12 protein-coding genes are annotated in these 14,150 nt (G+C 44.9%); 11 read left to right on the forward strand and 1 reads right to left on the reverse strand.

Annotated features, from left to right (window positions below):
- Positions 1-37 precede the first annotated feature (37 nt).
- From hemN to GGU45_RS18495, 7 genes are all read left to right on the forward strand, one after another.
- Positions 38-1,414, forward strand: coding sequence for an oxygen-independent coproporphyrinogen III oxidase (gene hemN / locus GGU45_RS18465; RefSeq protein ID WP_435227244.1), 1,377 nt, complete (start codon positions 38-40; stop codon positions 1,412-1,414).
- Between the two features lie 99 nt (positions 1,415-1,513).
- A complete protein-coding gene (locus GGU45_RS18470) occupies positions 1,514-2,008 on the forward strand; it encodes a c-type cytochrome (protein ID WP_435227246.1) in 495 nt (164 codons plus the stop codon).
- Between the two features lie 49 nt (positions 2,009-2,057).
- Complete coding sequence (nosZ, locus tag GGU45_RS18475; protein WP_435227248.1) at positions 2,058-4,046, forward strand: Sec-dependent nitrous-oxide reductase; 1,989 nt, start codon at positions 2,058-2,060, stop codon at positions 4,044-4,046.
- Between the two features lie 249 nt (positions 4,047-4,295).
- A complete protein-coding gene (locus GGU45_RS18480) occupies positions 4,296-5,321 on the forward strand; it encodes a nitrous oxide reductase accessory protein NosL (RefSeq protein WP_435227249.1) in 1,026 nt (341 codons plus the stop codon).
- Complete coding sequence (locus tag GGU45_RS18485; protein ID WP_435227251.1) at positions 5,311-6,564, forward strand: nitrous oxide reductase family maturation protein NosD; 1,254 nt, start codon at positions 5,311-5,313, stop codon at positions 6,562-6,564. Before GGU45_RS18480 ends, GGU45_RS18485 begins: the two co-directional genes overlap by 11 nt.
- On the forward strand, positions 6,561-7,271 hold the full coding sequence (locus GGU45_RS18490; RefSeq protein ID WP_435227253.1) for an ABC transporter ATP-binding protein: 711 nt from the start codon (positions 6,561-6,563) through the stop codon (positions 7,269-7,271). Before GGU45_RS18485 ends, GGU45_RS18490 begins: the two co-directional genes overlap by 4 nt.
- Positions 7,268-8,035: an ABC transporter permease subunit gene (locus GGU45_RS18495; RefSeq protein WP_435227255.1), complete on the forward strand. Its 768-nt coding sequence runs from the start codon at positions 7,268-7,270 to the stop codon at positions 8,033-8,035. Before GGU45_RS18490 ends, GGU45_RS18495 begins: the two co-directional genes overlap by 4 nt.
- A gap of 185 nt (positions 8,036-8,220) precedes the next feature.
- On the opposite strand, the gene GGU45_RS18500 is transcribed toward GGU45_RS18495, so the two are convergent.
- Positions 8,221-9,444 (reverse strand): hypothetical protein, encoded by a 1,224-nt coding sequence (locus GGU45_RS18500; RefSeq protein WP_435227257.1) that lies wholly within the window; start codon positions 9,442-9,444, stop codon positions 8,221-8,223.
- Positions 9,445-11,037: 1,593 nt separating this feature from the next.
- Here GGU45_RS18500 and GGU45_RS18505 point away from each other — a divergent pair.
- The 4 genes from GGU45_RS18505 to GGU45_RS18520 all read left to right on the forward strand — a co-directional run bounded on the left by GGU45_RS18505 (position 11,038) and on the right by GGU45_RS18520 (position 14,006).
- Positions 11,038-11,370 (forward strand): hypothetical protein, encoded by a 333-nt coding sequence (locus tag GGU45_RS18505; protein ID WP_435227259.1) that lies wholly within the window; start codon positions 11,038-11,040, stop codon positions 11,368-11,370.
- Positions 11,371-11,568: 198 nt separating this feature from the next.
- Complete coding sequence (locus GGU45_RS18510; RefSeq protein ID WP_435227261.1) at positions 11,569-11,904, forward strand: hypothetical protein; 336 nt, start codon at positions 11,569-11,571, stop codon at positions 11,902-11,904.
- Between the two features lie 263 nt (positions 11,905-12,167).
- Positions 12,168-12,752: an RNA polymerase sigma factor gene (locus GGU45_RS18515; RefSeq protein WP_435227263.1), complete on the forward strand. Its 585-nt coding sequence runs from the start codon at positions 12,168-12,170 to the stop codon at positions 12,750-12,752.
- 63 nt (positions 12,753-12,815) lie between these two features.
- Positions 12,816-14,006, forward strand: a complete 1,191-nt coding sequence (locus tag GGU45_RS18520; protein WP_435227265.1) for a FecR family protein — start codon at positions 12,816-12,818, stop codon at positions 14,004-14,006.
- Positions 14,007-14,150: the final 144 nt, after the last annotated feature.

Genomic DNA, 14,150 nt, shown 5'->3' on the forward strand with positions numbered 1-14,150 from the left:
AGCCCCGGGGTTATGCCGGCATTAGTTTTGGGTCATCATGAGCGAAATACAAATAGACCCGGCTTTAATAAAAAAATATGATCAGCCCGTTCCCCGTTATACGAGCTACCCAACGGTTCCGTTCTGGCAGCATACGATCGCGCAAAGCGCATGGATGAAAGAGTTTGAAGAGCAGTTTGTCGTTGAAAACGACCGTAACGGCATTAGCCTGTATATCCACCTTCCATTTTGTGAATCTTTATGTACCTATTGCGGGTGCAACAAAAAAATAACGACCAACCATACCGTAGAGGAGCCTTATTTACTGGCTATAGCCAGGGAGTGGAAGCAATACCGGCGCCTGATGCCTCAAACTCCGGTGATCCGGGAACTGCACCTGGGAGGCGGTACTCCCACGTTCTTCTCTCCCCATAATCTCGAACGGCTGGTGACAACCATACTCAAAGACTGTAACCTGCATCCGGAGCACGAATTCAGTATCGAAGGCCATCCCAATAATACCACGGCAGCACACCTGGAGGTATTGGCATCCCTGGGCTTCCGGCGTATCAGTTACGGCGTGCAGGACATGGATCCTGAAGTGCAGCGGGTGATCAACCGCATACAGCCCTTGGCGAATGTGCAGCGTGCAACAGAGGAAGCAAGGGGAAATGGCTTTACTTCGGTTAATTTTGACCTCATCTATGGCCTGCCCCTGCAAACGGTGGCGGGGATGCAAGCTACGTTTCAACAGGTGCTGGCGCTGCAACCCGACAGGATTGCTTTTTACAGCTATGCGCACGTTCCCTGGACCAGCCGTATCCAGCGCTTGTTTGATGAAACACAGCTGCCTGGGCCGGAAGAGAAAATACAGCTTTACCTGGAAGGTAAAAAGTTACTGCTTAATGGCGGCTACCGGGATATCGGCATGGATCATTTTGCCTTACAGCATGATGAATTATTTCGGGCACGGGAAGCAGGCACGCTGCATCGAAATTTTATGGGATATACTATTCAAAACAGCCCGTTTCTCCTTGGCCTGGGCGTATCGGCCATCAGTGATACCGGTAAGGCATTTGCACAGAATGCAAAGAACCTGCATGACTATTATAACGCTATTAATAATGAGCAGCTGGCGGTAAAAAAAGGGTATTTTCTTAACGGGGAAGACCGGTCTTTCAGGCGTTATATTAAGGATATTGCCTGCAAGGGGGCCACGGTATTTAATAAAGAGGATAGGGGGTTGCTGGAAACCTTTTCTTTTCCGCTGCTCGCACAATTGAAAGCGGATGGACTGGTGATCTGCGACCAAAATGAGACTATACTTACACCGGCGGGGCATTATTTTATTCGCACTATTTGCAGTGCCTTCGACCTGCATCTGCAAAGAACTGGTGTGTCGGCCAGCAAGGGATTATTCAGCAAGGCGATTTGAGTCAGGGTTTCTATATAAAAGTCATGGTTTCTTATGACCGCAGTCATGAAATAGGGCCTGCATACCACACTACCTTTGGTAAAATCAAACTGAACGAATATGAATAAAAAAATCATCGCAGTCATGAGCATTTTAGGAGCGTTACTGATAGCCGCCTGTGGCGGTGGACAAGGCTCCGGTACCCAATCAGAAACCACAACCGCTTCGCAAACGGAAACGCCTGCGGCGCCGGCTACGGGTTCCTATGATCCGAACCGCGGGGAGGGGAAATTTAGTGAGAGCAATGTTACCATCGGTGCATTAGATGCGGCAATGGCCGGTAAAGGAAAAGCCATTGCAGAAACAAAATGTTTTTCCTGCCATAAAATAACCGATGAAAAACTAGTAGGCCCCGGTTGGAAAGGTGTTTCGGAAAGGCACAAACCTTACTGGATCATGAACTTTATTACTAACCCCGATCCGATGATTGATAAAGATCCCAAAGTGCAGGCGCAGTTGGAAATATGCCTGGTGCGGATGCCCAATCAGAATCTTACAGATGAAGATGCCCGCAGCATTGTAGAATATATGCGGCAGAATGATGGAGTTAAATAGACGGAGCACCGGTAAATCAAATTAAACGCACAAAAATAACAGATCATTTATGATAACCAAAAAAATAACAGCTGGTGTATTGATTATGTCCGTGTTCTTTGCCGCGTCCTGTAAACCCAAGGGTGTGGGCAACGCAGTAAGTGCCGATGCGGCATCAAAGGTTTATGTGGCGCCGGGGAAATATGATGAGTTTTACAATTTTGTATCCGGGGGGTTCAGCGGGCAGTTGAGCGTATATGGCTTACCCAGCGGCCGTTTGCTGCGCGTGATACCCGTATTTTCCGTTGATCCTGAAAAGGGTTGGGGATTTAGTGAAGAAACCAAACCCATGCTCAATACTTCACATGGCTTTGTTCCCTGGGATGATCTGCATCATGTGGAAATGTCGATGACGGATGGGTCGGCCGATGGAAAATGGGTCTTTGTAAATGGCAACAATACGCCCCGTCTGGCGCGCGTGGATCTGAAGACCTTCCGTACTGCAGAAATTCTGGAGCTGCCCAACAGTGCCGGCAATCACAGTTCGCCTTTTAGTACCGAAAACTCTGAGTATATAGTAGCCGGTACCCGTTTCAGCGTTCCGCCGGATGATGTCAACGGCGATGTGCCTATCAGTTCCTATAAGGAGAATTTTAAAGGGCATATTAGCTTTGTAAGTGTAGATAAAGCAAATGGCGAGATGAAAGTTGCTTTTCAGTTAAAAACGCCCGGTGTAAATTTTGATCTCTCCCATGCGGGTAAGGGAAAATCCCGTGACTGGTTTTTCTTCAGCACTTATAATACCGAACAGGCCAATACCCTGTTGGAAGTAAACGCTTCGCAGCGGGATAAAGACTTTATAATGGCCGTAAACTGGAAGAAAGCCGAAGAATATGTAAAAGCGGGAAAAGGTAAGAAACAAGCGGTAAAATATGCCCATAATAAATATGATGATATTACCCATACTGCAAAATCCGAAATGGAAAATGAGGTAACTGTGCTGGATATTACGGAGTTCCCAGACCTGGTCTATTTTATTCCCTGCCCTAAATCGCCACATGGCTGCGATGTGGATCCTACCGGCGAGTATATTGTAGGCAGTGGCAAACTGGCGGCCCTGTTACCGGTATTTAGTTTTGACAAAATTCAGAAAGCAATAGCGGATAAAGCCTTTGAGCCGGAAAAATATTCAGGTATACCGGTAATCAAATATGAAGCGGCATTGTACGGGGAAGTGCAGAAGCCCGGACTCGGCCCCCTGCATACGGAATTTGACGGCAATGGAAATGCCTATACTTCCTTCTTTGTATCCTCCGAAATTGTTAAATGGAATATTAAAGACCTCAAAGTATTGGACCGGCAGCCTACCTATTATTCTGTGGGGCACCTGATGATACCCGGTGGCGATAGCAAAAAACCTTTTGGAAAATACCTGGTGGCATATAATAAAATTACCAAAGACCGTTACCTGCCTACCGGACCGGAACTTTCGCAAAGTGCGCAGTTGTTTGATATCAGCGGTGATAAGATGCAGCTGATCCTCGATTATCCGACTATTGGCGAGCCACACTATGCACAGGCGGTGCCAGCTGCGCTGATCAGGGATAAGCAATTGAAGATCTTTGATATTAACGCTAACAAAAATCCCTATGTAACTAAGGGTGAGGCGGAGTCGAAAGTGGTGCGGAAGGGTAATCAGGTACATGTATACCTGACTGCGGTACGCTCGCATTTTGCACCGGATAATATTGAAGGAGTGCAGATGGGCGATGAGGTGTTTTTTCACGTAACCAACCTGGAGCAGGATTGGGATGTGCCGCATGGTTTTGGAGTAAAGGGCGCAGCTAATGGAGAGTTATTGGTGATGCCGGGGGAAACATTGACCTTGAAATGGATCCCTGACCGTACCGGTATCTTCCCGATCTATTGTACCGACTTCTGTTCGGCGCTGCACCAGGAAATGTCGGGGTATGTGCGCGTTTCTCCAAAAGGAAGCAATGTGCCCATTTCTTATAGCCTGGGTAATAAGGATAAACCCGCAGCGCCTGCTGCCCGGTAGAACACGTCAGCCAAATTTCCATATATAAAGGCAGCCGTTTGAGAAAACTGGTTGCCTTTTATTTACTCACAGGCGCTACGGATTTCACAGAAGAATTTTAGAGATCTGTGCCAATCTGTTTAATCTATGAAAACAAAGAGCGGATGGAGCAATGGGTGAGAACGATTATATAGCTCGCAGATGTTGCAGATTGCCAGAGGAGGATTTAAAAATTGGTGCAGGTCTGTGAGAATTAAATATACACAAATTATGAAAATCGCGTTTCTTTCAAGAATGTTGGTTATTGCAGCTGCTGTCGCTTTGCTGCTTTCACTGTTTGTACCTATTTGGAGCATCTACCTGGATGCCCCGCAATACCCGGAGGGGCTGCGGCTGCAAATATGGGCAAACAGGATTGCGGGAGATGTTGACATCATCAATGGCCTTAACCATTACATAGGCATGAAAACCTTACACAGCGGGGATTTTATAGAATTTATGCTGTTGCCCTATATTATTTGTTTTTACATAGTACTGTTTATCTGGACGGCTGTTGCCGGTAAGAGAAAGGGGTTGAATATTGTATTTGGCGCCTTTGTTTTATTTGGCATCATTGCGATGGCCGACTTTTGGAAATGGGAGTATGACTATGGACACAGCCTGGATCCCAATGCGGCTATTAAAGTACCGGGTATGACCTATCAACCCCCGTTGATCGGGTTTAAGCAGTTGCTCAATTTTGGCGCTTATTCTGTTCCGGATATTGGTGGCTGGCTGTTTGTAGGAGCCGGCGTTTTGTTGTTGGTTGCGGTTCTGAAAGAAATTCGCAGGCCGAAGCGGAAAAAGCCACAGGCGCTTGCAACGGCCTTTCTGGTTGTAGCAGTATTGTTTTCCTCCTGTGCGGATAATGCTCCGCAGCCGGTTCTTTTGAATAGAGATGCCTGCGATTTTTGTAAGATGACGATAGCCGACGGGCGCTTTGCGGCGGAGCTGATTACGAAAACCGGCCGGGTATATAAGTTTGATGACCTGGACTGTATGCTGCATTATATAGAAGAAAAAGGCGATCAAAGCACTTCGAAGTTTTATGTTGCAGATTTTACAAAGGATAATGTTTTGATAGAAGCAACGGCTGCCTGGTTTATCCACAACGATGCGCTAAAAAGCCCGATGGGCGGCAATATAGCGGCATTTTCCACGAAGGATGATGCCACAAAGGAAGCGGCAGGCGATGGGGGTGTGATGGATTGGGCGCAATTAGCACAAACCGTAAACACCAGGGGCCATGCGCATTAACAATTGTAAGGCGATTATTGGCTGGTGTGCGTTATGCCTGTTACTATGCACGGATGCGGTGGGTTCTGTGCTGGAGGTGGGGGCGGGTAAACCCTTTTCGCGGATAAAAGAGGCGCTTGCTGTAAGCCATAACGGCGACACTATAAAAGTATATAAGGGTGTTTATAAGGAGGGAAATATTATTGTTGATAAGGCGGTGTGCCTTACGGGAGTGGGGCAGCCGGTGCTGGATGGTGAATTAAAGTACGAGATACTGTCTGTCAAAAGCAACCGCGTGGTGATCAGGGGGCTTACGCTTCAGCGGTCTGGCCGTGCCGCCATGAGCGATCCGGGCGCCATTAAAGTGTATGATGCAACCCGGGTATTGATAGAGAACAATGTGTTACTCGATAACTATTTTGGGGTCTACCTGCAATATGCGACTAATTGTGAGGTCAGGAATAATCGCATACAGGCCTCGCAGATCCGGGAAAGTCAATCGGGCAACGGTATCCATTGCTGGAAAAGCGATAGCCTCCGGATTATCGGCAACCAGGTGTCAGGGCACCGGGATGGTATTTATTTTGAGTTTGTGACCCATTCGGTCATCTGGCGGAATATAGCGCAGAACAACCTCCGCTATGGACTGCATTTTATGTTCTCTCATGAGAATGCCTATATTACCAATTATTTTAAAAACAACGGGGCGGGTGTGGCGGTTATGTTTACCAAGAAGGTGGTGATGATGAACAATACGTTTGAAGAAAATTGGGGTGATGCAGCTTACGGGGTATTGTTTAAAGAATTGTCGGATTGTTATTTACAGGGAAATAATTTTGTGCGGAATACCACCGGTATTTTTTTCGATGGCTGTAACCGGCTCACAATCGAGCATAATAACATTAGTCGCAATGGCTGGGGCATGCGGCTGCAGGCAAACTGTACAGATAATAATATCCGTTATAATAATTTTAAAGGAAATATATTTGATGTAGCCACCAATGGCTCCCTGGTGCTGAACCATTTTTGGGAAAATTACTGGGATAAATATGAGGGATACGATTTAAACAAAGATGGCCGGGGCGATGTGCCGTATCACCCGCTTAGCCTGTATTCGGTTATTGTTGAAAAGAACCCGCCGGCCATGTTATTATACCGTAGTTTTATGATTACATTGCTGGATAAAACAGAGAAGATTATTCCCAGCCTGACGCCGGATAATTTTGTTGATGAAAAGCCCATGATGCGCCCTTATACATTATGATAACAATAAAAGAAATTAACAAACGGTTTGGAAAACTACAGGCCCTGGATAAGGTGAGCCTGCAATTAAACTCCGGTGAATGTGTGGCGCTTGTTGGGCCAAATGGCTGCGGCAAAACAACACTGATAAAAACCATACTGGGGATGGTGCGACCCGATGCGGGCACCGTTTTGTTTAAAGAAGAGGATGTGCGCAATAGCGATACCTACCGCAGGCAAATCGGTTATATGCCGCAAATAGGGCGTTACCCCGAACACATGACCATTGGCCAGGTGCTGAATATGATTAAAGGTATCCGGAGCGATGAGACCTCCCTGGACCTGGAATTGTATGACCAGTTCGGAATCGAAAGGATTTTACAAAAGAGAATGCAGACGCTGAGCGGGGGCACTACTCAAAAAGTAAGCGCCGTTCTTGCCTTTTTGTTCCACCCTCAGGTGCTGATCCTGGATGAGCCCACCGCAGGACTGGATCCGGTTGCTGCGGACCTGTTAAAAGAAAAGATTTCTAAAGAAAAAAAGGCCGGACGGTTAATCCTGGTTACCTCGCATATCTTAAGTGAACTGGAGGACCTGGTAAGCCATGTGGTATTTTTACAGGAGGGAAAGTTGGTGCTGCATAAGAGCACGCCTGCGTTAAAGAGCGATACGGGGGAAAGTACGGTAGCCCGGTCTATTGTTCAATTATTGAAAAGTGCAGCAATATGATACGTATATTGAAATATGTAGTGATCGATATTTTAAAGAATAAGATCATCATTGCCTACGCCCTTATGCTGGCTTTGTTTTCCTGGAGTGCGTTTGGCCTGGAAGACAATGCGGCAAAAGGATTGCTTACGGTTTTGAACCTGGTGTTGCTGACGGTGCCGCTGGTATCGGTACTGTTTGCCACTATTTATGTGTATAACAGTGGGGAGTTTGTTGAGTTGCTGGTAAGTCAGCCGGTTAAACGCAGCGCCATCTGGAGGGCGTTATTTTCAGGGTTGTCACTGAGTATGGTGGTGGCTTTTCTGGCCGGTGCAGGTATCCCGTTGCTATTGTATGCCGATACCGGTACCGCGTTAATAATGATTGCCGCAGGTTCTTTGCTTTCTGTTATTTTCGTAGCGATCGCTTTTTTAAGTGCAATTATAGCCCGGGATAAAGCCCGGGGTATTGGCGTATCCATTTTGCTGTGGCTCTATTTTGCACTACTGTTTGACGGCCTGGTATTGTTTCTGTTTTTTCAGTTTGCCGACTACCCCATAGAAAAACCGGTAGTATTGTTAAGCGCTCTAAGTCCTACCGATCTGTGCCGGATCCTGATTTTGTTGCGGCTGGATGTGTCTGCTATGATGGGCTATACTGGGGCGGTGTTTAAAAGTTTTTTTGGAAGCAGCGGAGGGCTGGCGATATCGTTTTTCCTGTTGATCCTTTGGGTGGTCGTCCCTTTTTATTTTTCGTTACGAAGGTTTAAGAAAAAGGATCTGTAAGAAGAAGCGAGCCACGGACGCATAGATGCACTGAAACTTTCTGTGTATTCTAAGACTCCTGTGTTTGCCAAGATTGCCACAGAAACAATGAAGCACAGAAAATCAGCATTTCCTATGCTTGTTATAGAGACAAAAAAGGCATTAAGAAATAAAGCCCCCCGGCTTTTATTGGAGTGATGACAACCTCATTTCAGGCTCCTGCTTTTAATCAGTTGCGCCCCTGTAAGCATCAATGCACTTATAAGAAGAAGCGCTGCTGCTGCAAGTAAAAGTTCGTTAATATAAGGCACCGGCAGGTAAACAAAAGCTGCAAGCCCCTGGATGGCTAATAGAAGCTCGTTGAGCGCCACACCCGATAAGAAAAGCAGTGCACCGCTCCTGGTGGTTTTTGTGAGATGTAGAAAATTGTTGACCAATAAAAGACCAATAAAGAACAGGCTATATGCTCCCAGCAGTACCAGATGCAGGTAAGCAATTACGATCGGCCGAAACCCAAACACCAGCTGGCTCAGGCCTGGGATAGCGGAAGCCGCCTGCAGTATAAATTTTATCGTGAGCGCTATGAGTGCTGTATAAAAGAAGATAGGTATCCAGTTGGAGGTGCCGGTCTTTAATTGTTGCGGGATCAATTTCCACCCTTTTATCAGTAGCAGGGCCCAGGCCATAAGTTGTGCGATGGCCGCCACAACGGTAATGACATAGAGCCAGGAAGGAAGTTTTGCCCAAAGGAGCGAGAGGAAAAGGGTAGGGATAATGGTAATGGCAAATGCTTTGTAATAGGTATTTAATGAAGGGAGCTGTTGTTTTAAATAAGGCGCAGCCAATGCCATGGTTCCAAAGAAGAACCAGCCGTTATATTGGAAGTGAAGATAATAATAGATGGATCCCAGGTAGAAATCGGCACTGATATTTTTACTGGCCATCATATATGCCAATGAAAATGGCCCGGCTGAAGAAAGAACGTTTAATAACAACCCGGTAACCGCCCATGGCTTTGCGGCATGCCCTGCCGGCAAATTCCGGGCGTCTGCTATAAAACAAACGGCAAATGCCACCGCAGTAAAAATGGAGAGCGTGGAAAAACTGATGGACACGGCTTTATATCCCTGAAGCGTGAACGCCACCAACATGCCTACGGCAGACACCATGTTGAGGGCGATGAGCATACCATATTTTTTTTGTTGCCGGTTTAATAGGTAAGGGGTTATCAGCAATGCCAGGCCACAGTACAGGCAATGGCTGATCCAGCCGGTAAACGCAAAATGGGAATGCGCGTGCAACAGGTTTTTTTGTTCCAGGAACGGAAGGCTGAACGCTATTTTATAACGCATCACCGTTCCATAAAATGCCACAAGAATAAGGCTTGCCAGCCCCACTCTAAACCAGCTTTTTAAGGTAAATGACCCCATGAAAAATAAATGCTTCTTATGCCGCAAAGATAGGTTTTTTTTAAAATAAAAGATAAAAAAGTCTTTTATTTCGAGTTGTTTCTATTGATTCCTGAGGGCCGCTCTTTTATAGTTTAAGAAGTTTGATACACAGGGTGCTGAATATGGAGATTCGTTGATTTTGATACATGGTTAAGCATTTTATATTTTGTATGTTGATTTTGGGAAGTTGTGCTGTGCAGGAAAAAAGAGACAGTCGAAAGGGATTGTCCGTCCTTATCATCAAGGAAGGCGTTGATAGGGAGATCGATTTATTTGGTGGAATATACAAAATGTTTAATGGCGGAAAATTTGTTTCTGTGCCATTTTCAATTTCTTCTAATGAAGACTCATTAATTAGACACTTTTTTTTGCAGAAGGAATTGATAAGTTGAAGCACTCAACTCCATTTTTAGATAACTGTGATCAATTGCCTAAAGTTTATACTGAAATTCTATTTAAAGTCAATGATCAAATGAATTCCTTGTCTATCGATAGGGGCTGTGATCTTGGTCAGGAAAATGTGGAAGGACTGGGTGTCATTAGGTTTCTTAAGAGTGTAGATAGTATTTTAAAACGAAAAGAAGAAATAAAAAATGCCCCGCCCAGTACCTATATGTATCAATAGCATGTTTTAAACAGACGTTTTCAATATTCCGGAAATATTTGTAAAGGATCGATTAAGGGTAAATGTCATGTCAATCATAAATTGACGGAACTTTTAGCCGTTACCTACTTACTGGAATCAGTAGAAAAAACAGTTGCTTTTTTAGCGTTTTCAATGGTAGCCTGAAAGTTGAAGAAAAAGCATTTTGCATCCAAAAGCGCATTAAAACGCCTGCAAATTAATTATGGCGGATGCTTACAGTGAATCATTAACCTTCTACGAGAAAATGGGATTTAGCTACTTCATTGAAATAGATGCCGGAAAAGATACCCGGCAAATGTATTTAGATCTGATCCCGATTTTGAACGCCGAACAATAAAGTTGCTTTTTTGGCCCTGATCCGTCCCTGATGGGCACAAAAAAACCACTCCTTAAGAGTGGTTGTGTACTAGGTAGGGGGGAAATATCGAACCAAGTAGTTGAGGATTTTTTGAAATTCTGCGAAATGCCGGACTGTCAGGATGGCACTTAAGGTTAGTGTTGATTTAAGGCAAATATTTACGGTAAAATATGGAGCAGGTGTAAATCGTCAGCATAAAGTATACCGTTGAAGTCAAAAAGTTAGAGTGTGTTTTCATTATTGATTTTTAAATTTATACACTGCGTATAATCTGGGAGAAGGTCGGCATATCCAACCAAGCTGCCTGGCGGGACCGTCAAATGCTATATACATGCAACGCAAAACATTGGGTATTTTTCTTTTGAGAGTATTTTGGTGCAGAACACAGATGGCGCGCTTGAAGTGCTGGTGCCCTGTCTTCTCGTGCACAATTATAACAGCGGCGGCAGCAAACGGGAAAACCATAACAGCCACGCTGGCAGCGGGCTTGAAAAGCTGGGCTACAATAAAGGGAAAGTAATGGAGGCATGTCAGTCAATCTGCCAGCAATAAAATAATCGGCAGCTGGGTGATCGAAAACGACAGGCCGGGGGTACAACCGGACATAGATAACAGGTTAAAAGAACTAACGGGCTTTTCAGCCCACAAAAACTGGTGGAACGCTTTTTGGTCAAAATCGTCCGTTAATATACCGGATCCGCTAATCGCAAAGCAATATTACCTGGGGCTATATAAGTTGGGGGCGATCTCCCGTCCCAGCGCCCCCGCTATTTCCGTACAGACTATATGGACCGCAGACAATGGCAGCCCGCCGCCGAGGAAAGGTGATTTTCATGATGATCTCAATACGCAATTGAGCTATTGGCCCAGCTATACCGGCGATCATTTAAAGGAAGGGTAAAGCTTTATTAACTGGCTCTGGAACCAGCGCAATAAAAATAAGGGGTATACAAAACAGTACTTTGATGTGGATGGATTGAATACGCCAGGGGTAGTCACACTTGGCGGCGACCCAATGGGTGGGTGGATCCAATATTCATTGAGCCCGACCGTGAGAGCCTGGTGTGCCCAGCATTTTTATTGGCAATGAAAATATTCAATGGATACAGCATTTTTTCAGTCGAAAGCGTATCCTTATCTGCATGATGCAGCCATTTTTATCGAAAATATTACGGAGGCAAAAGATAATAAACGAATGCAGCCATTGAGCTCGAGCCCAGAATATATCAATAATAATGTGAACGCATGGTTTCCTGACTGGACCAATTTTGACTTGGTTCTTGTGAAGTTTTTATTTAAGGCAGCAAGCGAAATAGCCATGGCATGCAATAAAAAGGAGGAAGCAAAGGATTGGTTGGATATACTGGAACAGCTGCCTGCTCCGGCGGATCATGGTCATTTTCACCGGCATTTTCCGACAAAAATAGATATTTAGTTCAGTCTGTAGACGTTACTGCCGGTTCAAAGTCAACCAATTTTATTAGATCAATATGAGTTACACATTTTTTAATACATCCGTTGTAAGAATTCTTTTACAGTCTTTATTAAACGATGATTACATCCGGACAGTAATGTATTTATCATCTCCCGGTTTATTGGGTTTTAGGGAGCCGGAAGTAGCCATTTGGAATAGGTGTACAGAAAAATGGAAGGTTATCGAATATATCCGGTAAATTAGTTTTTGTATTATTGCAGCGTATGGAAGGGATTTCAGGAGCATTGATCGACCATTTTAACAACGGTTACCCGGCTGCGTTTACCAGCCTGTATCACCAGTTTTATCCCTCTGTATTCTTTTATGTAAAAAAGATTGTAACAGACGTTGCCCAGGCCGAAGATATTACGGCTGAAACCTTTATTAAATTTTGGAACAGCAGGGGACATTTTGAAAATGAGAAAAATATTGCTGCTTTCCTTCGAACTACTGCAAGAAATGCTAGTATTGACTGGCTGCGTAAGTCCAAAAAACATAAAGAATGGGCCAGTATGTTCGCTCATTTAAATGGAGTCGATGTGGATATGGAGTTTAATGAGGAGCTGAGAGCTGAAGTACTGAGGCTGGTACAGCAGGAAATTGACCGGCTACCTCCAAAAGTAAAAAGGGTATTTGTGCTGGCTTATATTTATGAAAAAAGCAATGAGGAAATTGCGAAAATACTTAGCATCCAAAATCAGTCTGTGCGCAATCATAAAGCCCGGGCAATTAAACAACTACGATTTTCCCTTACGGGAAAAGAGATGATTATCCTACTTCCGTTTTTTTTAAAATTCGGAAAGTTTTAAAAAAAGACTTTTTTTTGAGTACAAATTCGTTTTCTGGCGTATAGTCATAGAAGAAGACTATTTATGGACCATTATCAGACGATTGCAGCATTAATAGTAAAAAAGCTAAAAGGGGGCATCACCCCGCAGGAGGATGAGCGTTTGAAGGATTGGGTGGGTGCCGATCCGTCTAATCGTTTGTTATATGAAGAGTTTAGTAATCCGGAGACCTTTGAGGATCTTCTTAAAACTAGCTATCAATCCCGCATCCGTATTGAGCAAAGGCTGTTACAGGCCATTGATAAGGAAAGAAATAAAGTCTGGTTCTTTAACTGGAGGCGGTGGGCGGTAGCAGCTTTAATCGTTCTTGTCGCCGGAGCAGGGGGATATCTTTTACTAAATAAAGGAAATAAACCAACACCCGGGTTAAACAGAGCGCAGGTTACCGTTCCGGCTCCGGACCGCAACAGGGCAACCATTACCCTGAGCGATGGCAGAACGGTTTATCTGGACAGCGCCGGGGTGGGGCAGCTGACGCAGCAGGGAAATATGAAGCTCATAAAGCTTGCGAACGGACAGTGGGCTTATCAGAATGCTGACGGTACCGTTTTTACAAAAGAAATCTATAATACATTAACCAATCCCAGAGGAAGTAAAGTGATTGATATGCAGCTTTCTGACGGTACACATGTGTGGTTGAATGCAGGATCTTCCATAACCTACCCGGTTGCGTTTATAGGAAATGAGCGGAAGGTTGAACTAAAGGGGGAGGGCTATTTTGAAGTAGCGAAAGACCCGGAGCGCAGGTTCCGTGTGATTTCAAATAGTTTTAGCACTGAAGTGCTGGGGACACATTTTAATATAAATACCTACGATGACGAGCCGGATTCAAAGGTTACACTGCTGGAAGGAAGTGTTATGGTAACACCGGTACAGGGAAAAGAGAAAGAAAACAGGGCCGTGAGACTGGTACCCGGACAACAGGCCGTGCTACGGCATAATAACGATAACCAGGTAGATATAGAACCGGCAGATTTGGACCAGGTCATGGCCTGGAAGAATGGCTTATTTAAGTTTGAATCGGAGGATATGGTCGCTATCGCACGGCAGCTTGAGAACTGGTATAATATACCGATTGTGTTTAAGGGACCGACTGGCAAAAAAATGACCGGCTATATCAGCCGTACAGCACCCTTATCGGAAGTGTTGCAAATGCTGGAAATTGCTGCGGACATCCGCGCTGAAAATAGGAACGGAACGATTGTATTGCGCTAATACATTATATGGATAAAATGGAGTCTGAATAAAAGCCACTCCGGGGCTCATCCGAAGTGGCAGAATGTTCAGATAAATCAATGCTATAGATTGCTTCGCTGAAACAGCGAGTTAAGATTGTTTTACCTAAACCTGTTCCCGAGG

The organism is Niabella hirudinis (assembly GCF_051201075.1).
Lineage (GTDB): Bacteria > Bacteroidota > Bacteroidia > Chitinophagales > Chitinophagaceae > Niabella > Niabella hirudinis.